Annotated in this window: 15 protein-coding genes and 1 tRNA gene; 5 read left to right on the top strand and 11 right to left on the bottom strand. The window is 70.2% G+C overall.

Annotation, left to right across the window (positions count from 1 at the left end; genetic code table 11):
• Together VGT80_RS08700 and VGT80_RS08695 are read right to left on the bottom strand one after the other, a co-directional pair.
• Positions 1-1,226: alpha-amylase family glycosyl hydrolase (locus VGT80_RS08700; protein ID WP_327454847.1), on the bottom strand; the 1,226-nt coding region annotated here is incomplete at its 3' end.
• A gap of 7 nt (positions 1,227-1,233) precedes the next feature.
• Positions 1,234-1,854 (bottom strand): ATP-dependent Clp protease proteolytic subunit, encoded by a 621-nt coding sequence (locus tag VGT80_RS08695; RefSeq protein WP_327454845.1) that lies wholly within the window; start codon positions 1,852-1,854, stop codon positions 1,234-1,236.
• A 213-nt stretch (positions 1,855-2,067) separates the two neighbouring features.
• Between VGT80_RS08695 and VGT80_RS08690 the strand changes: the two genes are divergently transcribed.
• Positions 2,068-2,865, top strand: a complete 798-nt coding sequence (locus VGT80_RS08690) for an SDR family oxidoreductase (protein WP_327454843.1) — start codon at positions 2,068-2,070, stop codon at positions 2,863-2,865.
• A gap of 4 nt (positions 2,866-2,869) precedes the next feature.
• On the opposite strand, the gene VGT80_RS08685 is transcribed toward VGT80_RS08690, so the two are convergent.
• Positions 2,870-3,538: an O-methyltransferase gene (locus VGT80_RS08685; RefSeq protein WP_327454841.1), complete on the bottom strand. Its 669-nt coding sequence runs from the start codon at positions 3,536-3,538 to the stop codon at positions 2,870-2,872.
• On the bottom strand, positions 3,535-3,915 hold the full coding sequence (locus VGT80_RS08680) for a VOC family protein (RefSeq protein WP_327454839.1): 381 nt from the start codon (positions 3,913-3,915) through the stop codon (positions 3,535-3,537). The genes VGT80_RS08685 and VGT80_RS08680 overlap by 4 nt, the downstream gene beginning before the upstream one ends.
• A gap of 67 nt (positions 3,916-3,982) precedes the next feature.
• Between VGT80_RS08680 and VGT80_RS08675 the strand changes: the two genes are divergently transcribed.
• Complete coding sequence (locus VGT80_RS08675) at positions 3,983-4,756, top strand: helix-turn-helix transcriptional regulator (protein ID WP_327454837.1); 774 nt, start codon at positions 3,983-3,985, stop codon at positions 4,754-4,756.
• Here VGT80_RS08675 and VGT80_RS08670 read toward each other — a convergent pair.
• On the bottom strand, positions 4,722-5,912 hold the full coding sequence (locus VGT80_RS08670) for an aminotransferase (RefSeq protein ID WP_327454836.1): 1,191 nt from the start codon (positions 5,910-5,912) through the stop codon (positions 4,722-4,724). The genes VGT80_RS08675 and VGT80_RS08670 overlap by 35 nt on opposite strands.
• 55 nt (positions 5,913-5,967) lie before the next feature.
• Between VGT80_RS08670 and VGT80_RS08665 the strand changes: the two genes are divergently transcribed.
• Complete coding sequence (locus VGT80_RS08665) at positions 5,968-6,420, top strand: GNAT family N-acetyltransferase (protein WP_327454834.1); 453 nt, start codon at positions 5,968-5,970, stop codon at positions 6,418-6,420.
• Positions 6,421-6,548: 128 nt separating this feature from the next.
• On the opposite strand, the gene typA is transcribed toward VGT80_RS08665, so the two are convergent.
• Complete coding sequence (typA, locus tag VGT80_RS08660) at positions 6,549-8,384, bottom strand: translational GTPase TypA (RefSeq protein WP_327454832.1); 1,836 nt, start codon at positions 8,382-8,384, stop codon at positions 6,549-6,551.
• Positions 8,385-8,777: 393 nt separating this feature from the next.
• Positions 8,778-9,686 (bottom strand): N-formylglutamate amidohydrolase, encoded by a 909-nt coding sequence (locus VGT80_RS08655; RefSeq protein ID WP_327454849.1) that lies wholly within the window; start codon positions 9,684-9,686, stop codon positions 8,778-8,780.
• Positions 9,687-9,784: 98 nt separating this feature from the next.
• On the opposite strand from VGT80_RS08655, the gene cpdR reads away from it, so the two are divergent.
• Both cpdR and VGT80_RS08645 read left to right on the top strand, forming a co-directional pair.
• On the top strand, positions 9,785-10,141 hold the full coding sequence (gene cpdR, locus VGT80_RS08650) for a cell cycle two-component system response regulator CpdR (RefSeq protein WP_327454830.1): 357 nt from the start codon (positions 9,785-9,787) through the stop codon (positions 10,139-10,141).
• 65 nt (positions 10,142-10,206) lie between these two features.
• Positions 10,207-10,281: transfer RNA gene (locus VGT80_RS08645), tRNA-Val, on the top strand.
• 29 nt (positions 10,282-10,310) lie between these two features.
• Here the strand turns inward: VGT80_RS08645 and VGT80_RS08640 are convergent.
• The 4 genes from VGT80_RS08640 to motA form a co-directional block, all read right to left on the bottom strand.
• On the bottom strand, positions 10,311-10,712 hold the full coding sequence (locus VGT80_RS08640) for a DUF6491 family protein (RefSeq protein WP_327454829.1): 402 nt from the start codon (positions 10,710-10,712) through the stop codon (positions 10,311-10,313).
• Between the two features lie 36 nt (positions 10,713-10,748).
• Positions 10,749-12,578, bottom strand: a complete 1,830-nt coding sequence (mnmD, locus tag VGT80_RS08635) for a tRNA (5-methylaminomethyl-2-thiouridine)(34)-methyltransferase MnmD (protein ID WP_327454827.1) — start codon at positions 12,576-12,578, stop codon at positions 10,749-10,751.
• Between the two features lie 34 nt (positions 12,579-12,612).
• Complete coding sequence (locus VGT80_RS08630) at positions 12,613-12,927, bottom strand: hypothetical protein (protein ID WP_327454825.1); 315 nt, start codon at positions 12,925-12,927, stop codon at positions 12,613-12,615.
• A 74-nt stretch (positions 12,928-13,001) separates the two neighbouring features.
• Positions 13,002-13,871 carry a flagellar motor stator protein MotA gene (gene motA, locus VGT80_RS08625; RefSeq protein WP_327454823.1) on the bottom strand — a complete coding sequence of 290 codons (870 nt, stop codon included), beginning with the start codon at positions 13,869-13,871 and terminating at the stop codon, positions 13,002-13,004.
• Positions 13,872-13,922 lie beyond the last annotated feature (51 nt).

Here is a 13,922-nt window from a genome sequence, read left to right as displayed (position 1 = left end):
TCCCACGGCATGGGCGTACGGCAGCCGTCGCGGCCGCCCGTGTAGGGCCAGTAGAGGTCGCCCACCGGATCGCGCAGCTGGTCGCGGCTCAGCGCCGCCTGCGGTAGGCCGAGCTCCTCGCCCTGGTAGATCAGCGTCGTGCCCTTCAGCGCGATCAGGAGCGCGAACAGCAGCTTCGCCAGCTCCGGCGAGGCGTCTTCGCCGCCGAACCGGCTGACCGTGCGCGGCACGTCGTGGTTCGAGAAGGAGATGGTCGGCCAGTGCGCCGGATAGCGGCTGAGGGTCTGGTAGTGCTCTTTCACGAAGGCCGCCGTCAGCTTGCGCTGCAGCAGCATGACGAAGGTGTAGCCGGAGTGCAGGCCGGCGTCGGGCGATAGGTAGCCGCCGCAGCGATCCTCCTCTTCCGAGAACTCGCCGAACACGAAGCGGTCCCCCCCATGGCGGCCGTCATGCTGTTCCACGCGCTGGCGGATGATCTCCAGCATCTGCTCGTTCTCGGGCAGGTTGGAATCGTGGAAGTGGCGCTGCAGGTTGCCGGCGTGGCTCCAGTCGTGGCGCGTGCGCTCGGCCACGGGCACCGGCGGATTGTCGGCGAGCGTGTCGTCGTGGAGGAAGGTGCCGGCCACATCCAGCCGGAAGCCGTCGACGCCCTTCTCCAGCCAGAAGTCGAGGACGCCGAGCGCCGCCTCGCGGGCGTCCGCATTGCGCCAGTTCAGCTTCGGCTGCTGCCTGAGGAACTTGTGGTGGTAGTGCTGGCGCCTGGCCGGCTGGTAGGCCCAGGCCGGACCGCCGAACACCGACAGCCAGTTGTTGGGCGCCGTGCCGTCTTCGCTGGGATCGGCCCAGACGTACCAGTCGGCCTTCTCGCCGTCCGCGCCGCCGGTCAGGCTCTCCAGGAACCAGGGGTGCTCGTCGGAGGTGTGCGACAGCACCTCGTCCAGGATGACCTTCAGCCCCCGGGCGTGGGCGGCCTCGAGCAGCGCCTCGAAGGCGGCCATCCCGCCGTAGTCGCGGTGGACGCCGGCGAAATCGGCGACGTCATAGCCCCAGTCGCGGTCGGGCGACGGATGGATGGGCGACAGCCAGAGGCCATCGACCCCCAAGGACTTGATGTAGTCGAGCTTGGCCTGGACGCCGGCCAGATCGCCATAACCGTCGCCGTCGCTATCGAAGAAGGAGCGGATGTAGACGTGGTAGAGGACCGCGCCCTGCCACCACGCCGCCATCTTGCGCTCAGGCCTCGGCGACTTTGGTGATGATCTTCGAGACGATGCCGTATTCGACGGCCTGCTCGGCGCTCATCCAGAAGTTCCGCGTGGTGTCCTTGTCGATCCGCTCCAGGGTCTGGCCGGTCTCGCGCGCGATGATCCGGTTCACCCGCTCGCGCATCTTGATGATCTCTTCGGCCTCGATCTCGATGTCCGAAGCCTGGCCGCGCACGCCGCCGGTGGGCTGGTGCAGCAGGAAGCGGGTGTTGGGCAGGCAGAGGCGGTTTTCCTTCTCCGCGCCCAGGTAGATGTGCGCGCCCGAGCTCGCCACCCAGCCGGTGCCGATCACCTTCACCGGCACGCCGCAGAACTTGATCATGTCGTGGACGGTGTCGCCGCTTTCCACGTGACCGCCGGGCGAGTTGATGATGATGCGGATCGGCTTGTCGCTCTCCGAGGCGAGCGCGGTAATCTGGGCGGTGACTCGTTCGGCCAGCCGCATGTCGATCTCGCCGAAGATCAGCACGGTGCGCGACTTGTAGAGGGCGTTCTGCACCGGCCCGGCCGTCATCGGCATGTCGGGCAGGCGGCCCTTCTCCTCGTCATCCGGCTCGTCTTCGTCCAGCCGGACTTTCCAGTCAGTCATAGGGGCTCCTTCGGTCTGGCCGGGGCAGGGCGCGCCGCCGAGGCGCCGCAAGTCCGCCGGCGGAAATGCTCCCCTTGCAGTTATTGGCCCTCGCGGGTTCCCGCAAGCCCCTCTCCCCGCAAGTGGCGAAAGGAGGGTATCGCGCTTGACCTCGCGGGACGCCGAGACGCAAATGTCGGCCAACTCAAACAACTGTTTCAGGAGGAGCGCGTCATGAGCGAGGTGATGGACAGGGCCCAGACGACCACGGGCGGCCTCTTCGATCTCACCGGCAAGGTGGCGGTGATCACCGGCTCCTCCCGCGGCATCGGCAAGGCCATCGCCGAGCGCATGGCCCAGCAGGGCGCCAAGGTGGTGATCTCCTCGCGCAAGGCGGGCCCCTGCGAAGAGGTGGCTGCCGCCATCAACGCCAGGAGCCCCGGCCACGCCATCGCCGTGCCGGCCAACATCTCCTCCAAGGAGGATCTGCAGCGCCTGATGGACGAGACCCGCGCCGCCTTCGGCCAGATCGACATCCTGGTCTGCAACGCCGCCTCGAACCCCTACTATGGCTCGCAGCTCGACATCGGCGACGACGCCTTCAACAAGATCCTCTCCAACAACATCGTTGCCAACAACTGGATGATCCAGATGGTCGCGCCGGAGATGAAAGCGCGTAAGGACGGCGCGATCATCATCGTCTCCTCGATCGGCGGCCTGCGCGGCTCGACGGTGATCGGCGCCTACTGCATCTCCAAGGCCGCCGACATGCAGCTGGCCCGCAACCTCGCCCAGGAGCTCGGCCCCCATAACATCCGGGTCAACTGCGTCGCCCCGGGCCTGGTGAAGACCGACTTCGCGCGTGCGCTGTGGGACACGCCGGAAGGCGAGAAGCGCGCCAGCTCGGGCACGCCTCTCCGCCGCCTCGGCGAACCGGACGACCTGGCGGGCGCGGCCATCTACCTGGCGTCGCGCGCCGGCGCCTGGACCACCGGCCAGACCATCGTGGTGGACGGCGGCAGCACCTGCTGATCGGCTAGACGCGGACGCACATCTCCAGACCCCCTTCGAAGGGCAGGGTCATGTGCGTCAGCCGGTTCTTGGGATCGGCCAGGTAGTCGAAGAAGGCGTCGTAGCCGCGCCGGGCGCTGACCGTATTGTCGGCGACGATCACCGCGCCCGGCCGCAGACGCGGGCCGATCAGCTCGAGCGCCGGGACCACCATCTCGGTCCAGATGTCCATCAGCACGAAGTCGACCGGCCCATCGAGGGACTTCAGCGTCTCGCGCAGGTCGCCTTCGCGCAGATCGATCAGGTCGCCGAAGCCCGCCGCCTGGAAGTTGGCCCGCGCCGCCGCGGCCTTGGCCGGCTCGTACTCGGTGGCGATCACCGTGCCGCCGCCGTTCTCGCGCACCGCCGCCGCCAGATAGAGCGTCGAGACGCCGTAGGAGGTGCCCACCTCCACCACCCGCGCGGCCCGCAGGGCCCGGCAGACCAGGTGGCAGAACTCGGCCTTGGCCGGCTCCAGGGCCACCAGCTTGTCGGCCATGTAGCGGTGCGACGTCTCGTCGAAGCGCTCCCAGGACAGCTCGCCCTTCTGCGCGCGTTCCATGAACCAGCGGCCGGTCTCGGCCTCCTGCGCCTGGCTCTGGGCCTGCAGGGCGTCGATGCGCGCCTGCAGCTTGGGATCGGCGAGCACGCTCATCCGAACTGCGCCTTTTCGTTCTCGTACTGCATGGCGCCGGCGATATTGCCCTCGGTGTCGGCGAAGAAGATCAGCCGTCCGACGCCGTCGATCAGATAGGGCTGCATCAGGATACGCCCGCCGTTCGCCGCGATCGCCGCGATCGCCGCATCCAGGTCATCGACGCCGAACGAGGCCTCGATCCCTGGCATGGCCTGGCCCTCGATCGGCCGACGGCCCTGCAAAGCGCCCATCAGCCCTTGGCCGGCGTTCTTCACCTGGTAGAAGCCGGGCGGCCCCCAGGACGTGAAATTCCAGCCGAACACCTTCTCGTAGAAGGCTCGCGCGCGGGGCACGTCGTCGGCATTGATCGCGAAGTGGCGCAGTCGGGCGGGCATGGCGGACCTCCTGCTTGGAAAGCTAGGCCGTGACGGCGGCGGCGCGCTCGCGCTAATCTGACGAACAATGTCGCTGACGCGCCAATTCAAGCCCGATCCTGACGGCTACCCGGTCCGCGGGCTCGCCGTGACCTACCCAGACGGGCATTGGCTCGACACCCACATCCATCCCTGGGCCCAGCTGGTCTATGCGGCGAGCGGGGTGATGCAGGTGACCACGCCGGGCGCAGCCTGGCTGGTGCCGCCGACGCGCGCCATCTGGGTGCCCGGCGGAACGCCGCACGGCATCCGCATGCGCGGGGCGGTGGCCATGCGCACCCTCTATCTGTCGCCGGTCGATCCGGACGCGCGGCTCGCCGACTGCCGCGCGCTGGAGGTCGGACCGCTGTTGCGCGAGTTGATCCTGCACATCGTGCGCCTGGGTATGCTGACGCTGGAAGCGCCCGGGGAGCAGCACCTGGCGAACCTGCTCATCGACCTCCTGGCGGCGGAGGAGACCGCGCCCTACGCCCTGCCGCTGCCGAGCGATCCGCGGGCTCGGGCCTTCGCCGACCGCCTGCTCGCCCAGCCGGGCGACACAACGTCGCTCGCCGAGCTGGCCCAGGGCTCGGGCGCCTCCTTGCGCACCTTGCAGCGGCTCTTCCTGAAGGAGACCGGCCGGCCGCTGGAGGTCTGGCGTGGGCGGGTGCGTATGCAGCAGGGGATGGTGTCCCTTAGCGGCGGCGCGGCGGTGACCAGCGCCGCGCTTGACGCCGGCTACCAGAGCCCTTCGGCCTTCATCGCGGCTTTCAAGCGGGCGTTCGGCGTCACGCCGGCGCGATATCGGGCGCGCGCCGCCTGACCGCCAGATCGCGCGCCCTGGCCAGCCGCTCGATCCCGGCGTCGAGCGTCGCGTCGCGCTTGGAAAGGCACAGGCGCACGATGGAGGTGACCGGGTCTTCTTCGTAGAGCGCCGAGACGGGTATGGCGGCGACGCCCGCCTCGTTCACCGCGTGCAGGCAGAAGGCGCGGTCGGCCATGTCGACGCCGGACGCGGGCAGGTCGATGTTGAGGAAATAGGTGCCTTCGCTGGGCAGAACCGCGAAGCCCTCCCGGCGCAGGCCGTCGGCCAGCCGGTCGCGGGAGCGTTCCAGCGCCCGCGGCATGTCGCGGAACCAGTCGTGCGAATTCTCCAGACCCCAGGCGACGGCCGCCTGCAGGTTGGGCGCGGTGGTGAAGGTCAGGAACTGGTGGGCGCGGGCCAGGCTGTGGGTCAGCGCCGGCGCGGCGCAAAGGAAGCCTACCTTCCAGCCGGTCAGGCCGAACATCTTGCCGGCCGAGCCGATCTTCACGGTGCGCCCGCGCATGCCGGGGAAGCCGATCAGCGGCCGGTGCTTCGCGCCCCCGAACACCACCTGCTCCCAGACCTCGTCGCAGATGGCGATGACGTCGTGGGCGACGCAGAGCTCGGCCAGCAGGGCGAGGTCTTCTTCCGGCATCACCACGCCGGTCGGGTTCATCGGATTGTTCAGCACCACGAAGCGGGTCTTGGGCGTGAACGCCTGTTCCAGCCTCTCGCGGGTGAAGCGCCAGGCGGGCGGGGCCAGGCTGACGAGCTTCGGCACGCCGCCGGCCAGCCGGATGATCGGCAGGTAGCTGTCGTAGAGCGGCTGGAAGACGATGACCTCGTCGCCGGGCTCGATCAGCGCCAGGAAGGCGGCTGCGAGGGCTTCGGTGGCGCCCGAGGTGATCGTCACCTCGGTCATGGCGTCTAGGTCGAGTCCCTGGCTGCGCCCGTAGTGGGCGGCCACCGCCTGGCGCAGCTCCGGCAGGCCGGCCATGGGCGGATACTGGTTGTAGCCGTTGAGCACCGCCTCGGCCGCCTTGGCGCGCAGGCCCTCAGGCCCCGGGTCGTCGGGGAAGCCCTGGCCGAGGTTCACCGCTCCGAGCTCACGGGCGAGCCCCGACATCTCCTCGAAGATTGTCATGGGCAGGTTTGAGAAAATCGGGTTGGCCATGGCGCCGGCTTTTTCGGATGCTTAGCTCTGAAAGACCATTCCGGGGGCGCCGTCCATGGAGATCGTCGAGTTCCGGCCCGACCACGCGGCCGCCTTCAAGGCCCTCAACGAGGCCTGGATCGGGAAATACTTCGCGATCGAGGCCAAGGACCGCGAGGTGCTGGACGACCCGCAGGGCAAGATCATCGCCCAGGGCGGGAAGATCTTCATGGCCGTGCAGGCGGGCGAGGCCGTGGGCTGCGCCGCCCTGATCGCCATGGCCGACGGCGGCTATGAGGTCGCCAAGATGACCGTCTCGGAGGACCTGCGCGGCGCGGGCCTCGGCAAGCAGCTCATGCAGGCCTGCATCGACGCCGCCCAGGCGCTCGGCGCGCCCAGGCTCTACCTGGAGACCAACGCCTCGCTCGCCCCGGCGATCGGACTCTACCGGGCCATGGGGTTTCGGGACCTCGCCCCGGTGGCCACCGACTACGCCCGCGCCGACGTCTTCATGGAGCTGAGGCTGTAGCTCAAGTCCTCATCCTCGGGTCGCTCGAAGAGCGGTCCGGAGGACCCAAGCGGCCTTGCCCGATCTGCAACTCGGCATGGGTCACCCGGATCAGCCTTCGGCTGACCGTGTGATGACGATGAGGTCCGTCAGTCCTCTCGCACCCGCTTCTTGCGGAAGGACGGGTTCAGCACCTTCTTGCGCAGCCGGATGGACTTCGGCGTCACCTCGACCAGCTCGTCTTCCTCGATGTAGGCGATGGCCTGTTCGAGGGTCGGGCGGCGCGGCGGGGTGAGGCGCACGGCCTCGTCCTTGCCCGAGGCCCGCACATTGGTCAGCTGCTTGGCCTTCATCGGATTGACGTCGAGGTCGTCGCCGCGGCTGTTCTCGCCGATGATCATGCCCTGGTAGGTCTTCTCGCCGGAGGTCACGAACATGGTCCCGCGCTCCTCCAGGTTCCACAGCGCATAGGCGGCGGTTTCGCCATCGGAGTTGGAGACCAGCACGCCGTTGCGGCGGCCTTCGATGGCGCCCTTGTAGGGCTCGTAGTGGCTGAACACGCGGTTCAGCACGCCGGAGCCGCGGGTGTCGGTCAGGAACTCGCCCTGGTAGCCGATCAGCGAGCGCGACGGCGCCTGCAGGGAGATGCGGGTCTTGCCGGCGCCCGAGGGGCCCATGTCCTGCAGCTCGGCCTTGCGGGCCGACAGCTTCTCGATGACCACGCCGGTGAAGTCGTCATCCACGTCGATGACCACGTCCTCGATGGGCTCCAGCCGCTCGCCGGTCTCGGGGTCTTGCTGGAACACCACGCGCGGGCGGCTGATCGACACCTCGAAGCCCTCGCGGCGCATGCTCTCGATGAGCACGCCGAGCTGCAGTTCGCCGCGGCCGGCGATCTCATAGGCGTCCTTCTCGGCGGTCTCGGAGACCTTGATGGCGACGTTGGCCTCGGCCTCGCGCAACAGACGGTCGCGGATCACCCGGCTCTGCACCTTGTCGCCCTCGCGGCCGGCCAAGGGGCTGTCGTTGACGCTGACGGTGATGGCGATGGTCGGCGGATCGATCGGCTGGGCGGGCAGGGCCTCGGTGAGCTCAGGGGCGCCCAGGGTGTCGGCCACCGTGGCCTTGGAGAGGCCCGCGATGGCAACGATGTCGCCGGCCTCGGCGCTGTCGATGGCCGTGCGCTTCAGGCCGCGGAAGGCCAGCACCTTGGTGATCCGGCCGCGCTCGATCTCCTTGCCGGTGCGGTCGAGCGCGCGGATCGCGGTGCCGGGCAAGGCCTTGCCGGCCTCGATGCGCCCGGTCAGCAGGCGGCCGAGGAACGGATCGCTCTCGATCAGCACGGCGAGCAGCTGGAACGGCTCGTCGACCCGCGACTCGGCCTTGGGCGGCGGCACGTGCTGGACGATCAGGTCGAACAGCGGCGCCAGGTCCTTCTTCTCGTCCTTCTCCAGGTCGTTCACCGCCCAGCCCTGCTTGCCCGAGGCGTAGAGGTGCGGGAAGTCGAGCTGCTCGTCCGTGGCGCCGATCGCGGCGAACAGGTCGAAGGCGTCGTTCAGCACCCGATCCGGCCGGGCGTGCGGGCGGTCGGCCTTGTTGAGCACCAGGATCGGCTTGAGGCCGAGCTTCAGCGCCTTGCCGAGCACGAACTTGGTCTGCGGCATGACGCCTTCCTCGGCGTCGACCAGCAGCAGGCAGCCGTCGACCATGCCCAGGATGCGCTCCACCTCGCCGCCGAAGTCGGCGTGGCCGGGGGTGTCGATGATGTTGATCCGCGTGTCGCCCGCCGCCCCGTGCCACAGCACCGAGGTCGCCTTGGCCAGGATGGTGATGCCGCGCTCGCGCTCCTGGTCGTTGGAATCCATGGCGCGCTCGGCATGGGCCTCATTGGCGCGGAAGATGCCGGACTGGGCCAGCAGCTGATCCACCAGCGTGGTCTTGCCGTGGTCGACGTGAGCGATGATGGCGATGTTTCGAAGCGACATGGAATTTCAGGCTGGGACTTTTCAGGCTGGCGGCGCGCGCGCGGAGGTGGCGTCTGGCGCCGGCGAAGGCGGGCTTGTAGGCGAGGCGCACGGCAAGGGCCAGCGGAACTCGCCGACCGCGACGCTTGGCGGCGGCGTTTTCCGCACAAGGATTGTGCACTGCAGCAATATGGGGGCGTTTTCCCCTGGTTCAAGCCACGGAAAAGGCGCAACATTTCGGAAACGGCGGCGTAGGGGGCCGATTTTTGGCGGCGATGCGCTTGTCAAATGGTGCGCTGCACCGTACAAACGATCTGTGAGGCGTCGCTGACGCCTCTGCCCTTCCTGGGCGTTTCCTCCCTAATGAACTGCCGCGTCTTCGGACGCGGCTTTTTTTTGGGCTCCCCGCCGGCCTCAGGCCGCGCCGAGGCTCGACCAGTCGGCGTGGGCCAGGGTGCGGGCGACCTTCTCGAGGTCGGCCTTCAGGGTGTCGAACCCGGCCGTGGGGATCAGGGTCGCCTCGTCGAGATAGAGCGCCCGGTTGATCTCGACCTGCAGGGCATGCACCCGGCGCGAAGGACGGCCGTAGTGCTCGGTGGTGTAGCCGCCGGCATAGGGGGTGTTGCGCGCCACGCGATAGCCCAGGCCCTCCAGCTCCCGCTCCACCCGGGCCGGCAGCACGCCGGCGCAGGCCGCGCCGAAGCGGTCGCCCAGCACCATGTCGCAGGATCGGTCGCGCCCGCCGGTCCGCGCCGCGGCGGCCGGCATGGAATGCCAATCCACCAGGATCGCGAAGCCGTGGGCGGCGTGCGCCTCCTCGATCAGCGCCTTCAGCGTCTCGTGATAGGGCGTGTGCGCGCTGTCGATGCGCCCGCGCGCCTCGGCGAAGGTGAGCTTGCGGGCGTAGATCTCCTGACCCTCGGAGACCACCCGGGCGATGGCGCCCAGACCCGCGGCGACGCGTGCGGTGCGGGCGCGGGCGAACTCCGGCAGTTCGTCGGCGAACATGCCGGGATCGAGCTCGAAGGCTTCGCGGTTCAGGTCGATGTAGGCCCGCGCATAGCGCGCCGCGATGGTCGCCACGCCGAACTGGGCGGCGCCTGAGATCAGGTCGTCCACATAGGCGTCTTCCGAGCGGCGGATGGACTGGGCGTCGAGCGCCGCGGCGGCCATCATGTCGGCGGGATAGAGCCGGCCGGAATGGGGCGAGGCGAACACCAGCGGACTCGGGGGCGCTGCGCCCGTCGGCCCAGCCCGGCGCACCTCGAAGGCGTCCGTCCGCAGGGCGGGCTCGTCGACCGCGATCGGCTCCCAGGCGTTCATCCCGGCCATAGAACGCTCAGCGCCCGCAAGGGTAAAGGGTTCATCGCGCCTTTACCGTTCGGCCGCTAAGCTGGCAGCTTCATCTTTTTGGCGAACACATGCCCCGCATCCTCCTGGCTGAAGACGACGATTCGCTGCGGGGCTTCCTCGCACGCGCGCTGGAGCGCGCCGGCTATGAGGTGACCGCCTGCGCCGACGGCGACGAGGCCGCCGCCCATCTGGACGAGGCCTGGGACCTGCTGCTCACCGACATCGTCATGCCGGGCCTCGACGGGATCGAGGTGGCGCGCCAAGCCGCCGCCAAGCATCCGGGCCTGCGGATCATGTTCATCACCGGCTTCGCCGCCGTGGCGCTGGCCGCCGGTGAGCAGGCGCCTCCGGGCGCCAAGGTGCTGTCCAAGCCCATCCACCTGCGCGAGATCGTCTCCGAAGTGGAGCGCATGATCGCGGCCTAGGGCCTTTGTCGCTCGGTCGCTTGCGCCCCTGGCGGGCCGCCGTTATACCCGCGGCCTTCCCGGCCGGACGCGTAGCTCAGCGGGAGAGCACCTCGTTGACATCGAGGGGGTCGCTGGTTCGATCCCAGCCGCGTCCACCATCCTCCGTAAAGACGATCCGCCGCCGCCGTCAGGGCTTGGCGCGGCGGGGCAGGGCGGCGGCTTCCTCAGGCGTCAGCTTGTGCATGGCCGAGACCGGGCATCGCTGGCGGCCGATCCCCGTGGCGTGGGTGATCACCTCGGCGTCCATGCCGTTGCAGATCCAGGAGGATCCGCGCGATTCCAGCGCCAGCCGCTGGTTCCAGTCGATGTCCGGGCAGCTGCCGAACATGTCGAAGCGGTAGACGTCGCGCACGCCGACGCGGACGTAGAGCGTCTTGTCGTCTGGCGCGGCGAAGCTCGTCACATTGCGGGTATAGAAGCACTGCTGGGCGTCGTAGCTCTTCGCCGTGGATTTGGCGGCGGCGGGCGGGCCCGCAGCGCCGCAGGTCAGGAGAGCGGCCGTCACGGCCAGGGTGGTCTGCATCCTCATGGCATCGGTCCTCAAACCAGCATGTCCCTCTCGCGCCTACCTATACGCCGGCGGCCCCGTCTTGGTAACGGCCGCGCCGCGCCGCGCGGCGCGATCGGCGAACCGAGCGACGGCGGTGAGCGCGGCCAGGTCGGCGGGCAGGGGGCTCGGGGCGCCCAGCGCCAGCGCCGCCACGTGCTCGGCCAGCAGCGGCGCCAGCGCGAAGCCGCGCGAGCCGAAGCCGGTGAGCACGAAGAGCCCTTCCTGGCCGGACATCGCGCCGGCGATCGGGGCCCGGTCGGGCGTGGTGGCGCGGATCGCGGCGCGGCCGTGCAAGGGCGCCTGCGCCAGCGCCGAGGCGAGCCGCGGCAGGGCTTGCGCCAGGGTGGCGAGGTTCCGCGCCTGGTCGCCGGCGCGGACATCGACGCCGTCGTCGTCGCGGTCGTGGGTGGCGCCGAACAGCAGTCCGGCCCGCGTCGGCAGGACATAGCCGCCCCAGGCGGCGGCGGGCGGCGTCGGGCCCTCGGCCCAGCTCGCCTGGCCGCGCACCGCGCGCAGCGGCAGGCCGGGCACGAGAACCGTCGAGGCCACGCCGGCGGCCACGATCACCGCCTCGGCGCGCACGATCTCCTCGCCCGCGGCGTCCAGCAGCACCCAGGCCGGTCCGTCGCGCCGCAGGGCCGCGACCTCCGCGATCCGCGGCGCGCCCGCCCAGGCGGCGAGGAGCGGGGCGGGCTCGACGACCAGGGCGTCCCGCTGGTCCAGGGCGCCGGCGGCCGGCTCGCCGAGCCGCGCCGTCGCCGCCGTCGCGTCCAGCATAGCCAGGGCCGCGGGCTCGAACAGGTCTGAGGCGACGATCCTGGCGAAGCGGTCGGAGTCGCGGGGCTCACGGACCAGCTGCAGGGCGCCGCGCGCCACCACGGCCTCGGCCTGGTCCTCGTAGAGCGCCACGGCGCGGGCGAAGGCGCGGGCGAACAGCTCGGCCGGCGTCGCCAGCCCCGCGTCCAACCGCGGGGTGACCAGGGCCACGGGATTGCCGGAGCCGCCTGCCCCCAGCCGCTCGGCTTCGATGACCAGCGCCTCGCCGCCGAGGGCCCGAACGGCGCGGGCCGCCGCCGCGCCGGCGATGCCGCCGCCGACGATCGCCACCCGCCGGGCCGCCGGCTCCGGGGCGACACCCCCCGGCGCGCGGGCCTCCAGCCGCTCGCGCTTGCGGCCGAAGCCGGGCCGCTTCTCCACCGAGAAGCCCGCCGCCGCCAGGCCACGCCGCACCGATCCGGCGACGGTGAAGGTCGCCGCCCGCGCGCCGGGCGCTGAGCGCGCCGCCACCAGCCCCAGCACCTCGTCAGTCCACATGGCCGGATTGCGCGCGGGGGCGAAGCCGTCGAGGAACCAGGCGTCGGCCCGCCCCGACCAGCCCGACAGGGCGCGGACCACGTCGGTCACGGCCACGTCGAGGATCGCGCCGTGCTCGGCCAGCTCGACGCGATGGACGCCTCGCGCCCGGCCGGGCCAGCGGGCGAGCAGGGGCGCGGCGACCTGCGCCAGCTCCGGCCAGCGGGCGAGCGCGCGCGCGGCCTCGTCGCGATCGATCGGATGGGCCTCGACGGAGAAGATGTGCAGCCGTCCGCCGGCCCGCCGCGTGCGGCTCCACAGCTCCAGGAGGGCGGCGACGTTCAGCCCCGTCCCGAAGCCGAGTTCGCCCACCACGAACCGCCGCCGTCCCGCCCAGGCCTCCGGCAGGCCGCAGCCCTGCAGGAACACCGCGCGGCTCTCGGCGAGCCCGTCCTCCCCCGAAAAATAGACGTCGCCATAGAGCCGCGAGCGGGGCTGGCCCTGGCTCGTCCATTCCAGCGGGCTGTCGATCGGGGCGCGCGGTGCGCTCATGTCGGACAGGCGAAGGGCCGCCCGGCGGCGCGGCCTATTTCTTGGCCGGCGTGCTCGAGGTGGCGGTGGCGTTGCTGGTCGTGGTGGTCGTCGTGGTCGTGGTCGCGCCCGGCGGCGGCGCGGCCGGCGGCGCGGCGGCGGTGTCGCCCCCGGCCTGGGCGGCGTCGGCGGCGGCCGCAGCCGCCGCGGCCGCGGCCGCCTGGGCGGCGTCGGCGGCGCTGGCGGAATTGGTCGCCGAGGCGCTGGCGGAATTGGCCGAGTCGTCGGTCTTCTTGCCGCAGGAGGCCACGCCCAGCGCGGCCAGGGCGGCGCTTGCGACGAGCAGGGTGCGCAGGGGCTGAGACGTCATGTTGCTGGATCCCTCGAACAGCGAGGGGGCGACTATGCCGCGCTTCCGAGGCCGCCTCTAGCCCTCGTTGGGCCCTAGCCTTCGTTGGGAATCGTCGAGAGCGCCTCTTCCAGCTCCAGGAAGCTCGGCTGCGCGCCGGAGGGAACGTTGCCGCGGCCGATCTCGACGGAGATCTGGGCGGCGTTGCCGTGCAGGTGGGCGACCAGGACCGACTGGATGATCTTGTAGAAGGAGCCTTCCTCCTCGGTCACTTCCTTCATGCGCGTGGCCAGCGGGCCGACCATGCCATAGGCCAGGAACACGCCGAGGAAGGTGCCGACCAGCGCGCCGCCGATCATCTCGCCGAGGATTTCCGGCGGTTCGGTGATGGCGCCCATGGTCTTGATGACGCCCAGCACGGCGGCCACGATGCCCAGCGCCGGAAGCGCGTCGGCGAGCGTCTGCACGGCGTGGCTGGGGGCCAGCGCCTCGTGGTGGTGCTTCTCGAGCTGGTTCTCCATGGCGTCCTCGACCTGGTGGGGGTCCTCGAGGTTCATGGTCATCATGCGCAGGGTGTCGCAGATGAAGTCGACCGCGAAGTGGTCCTTCAGGACATTGGGGAAGCGCGAGAAGATGGTGCTCTCGGTGGGGTTCTCGATGTGGCTTTCCAAGGCGATCACGCCCTTGGACTTCATGGTCTTGGTGAGCAGGAACAGCAGGGACAGCAGGTCGCGGTAGTCCTGGGCCTTCCACTTGGGGCCCTTGAACGCCTTGCCCAGGCCCGCGCCGCAGCCCTTGATCACGGTCATCGAGTTGGCGATCAGGAAGCTCGCCGTGCCGGCGCCGCAGATCGCCATCATCTCGGTCGGCATGGCGTGCAGGATCACGCCGAGGTTGCCCCCGGAAATGATGAAGCTGCCGAACACCAGGCCGAACAGCAGCACGATGCCGATGATCTGAAACATACAACTCCCCCGGAAGGTCGGACGGAGGATCGCCGTTAATGCTTAATGGCC

Origin of the sequence: Phenylobacterium sp., from assembly GCF_035944335.1 — a bacterium.
In the GTDB taxonomy this organism is placed as follows: domain Bacteria; phylum Pseudomonadota; class Alphaproteobacteria; order Caulobacterales; family Caulobacteraceae; genus Phenylobacterium.
The sequence above is the reverse complement of the archived record's forward strand: the minus strand, read 5'-3'. Positions and strand labels throughout refer to the sequence as shown.

Coding starts and splice junctions, on each gene's coding strand:
- VGT80_RS08665 (WP_327454834.1), top strand. CDS start 5,968: ATGGAGATCGTCGAGTTCCGGCCCGACCACGCGGCCGCCTTCAAGGCC.
- VGT80_RS08695 (WP_327454845.1), bottom strand. CDS start 1,854: ATGACTGACTGGAAAGTCCGGCTGGACGAAGACGAGCCGGATGACGAG.
- VGT80_RS08630 (WP_327454825.1), bottom strand. CDS start 12,927: ATGACGTCTCAGCCCCTGCGCACCCTGCTCGTCGCAAGCGCCGCCCTG.
- VGT80_RS08690 (WP_327454843.1), top strand. CDS start 2,068: ATGAGCGAGGTGATGGACAGGGCCCAGACGACCACGGGCGGCCTCTTC.
- VGT80_RS08675 (WP_327454837.1), top strand. CDS start 3,983: ATGTCGCTGACGCGCCAATTCAAGCCCGATCCTGACGGCTACCCGGTC.
- VGT80_RS08670 (WP_327454836.1), bottom strand. CDS start 5,912: ATGGCCAACCCGATTTTCTCAAACCTGCCCATGACAATCTTCGAGGAG.
- VGT80_RS08655 (WP_327454849.1), bottom strand. CDS start 9,686: ATGAACGCCTGGGAGCCGATCGCGGTCGACGAGCCCGCCCTGCGGACG.
- VGT80_RS08640 (WP_327454829.1), bottom strand. CDS start 10,712: ATGAGGATGCAGACCACCCTGGCCGTGACGGCCGCTCTCCTGACCTGC.
- VGT80_RS08685 (WP_327454841.1), bottom strand. CDS start 3,538: ATGAGCGTGCTCGCCGATCCCAAGCTGCAGGCGCGCATCGACGCCCTG.
- VGT80_RS08680 (WP_327454839.1), bottom strand. CDS start 3,915: ATGCCCGCCCGACTGCGCCACTTCGCGATCAATGCCGACGACGTGCCC.
- mnmD (WP_327454827.1), bottom strand. CDS start 12,578: ATGAGCGCACCGCGCGCCCCGATCGACAGCCCGCTGGAATGGACGAGC.
- cpdR (WP_327454830.1), top strand. CDS start 9,785: ATGCCCCGCATCCTCCTGGCTGAAGACGACGATTCGCTGCGGGGCTTC.
- typA (WP_327454832.1), bottom strand. CDS start 8,384: ATGTCGCTTCGAAACATCGCCATCATCGCTCACGTCGACCACGGCAAG.
- motA (WP_327454823.1), bottom strand. CDS start 13,871: ATGTTTCAGATCATCGGCATCGTGCTGCTGTTCGGCCTGGTGTTCGGC.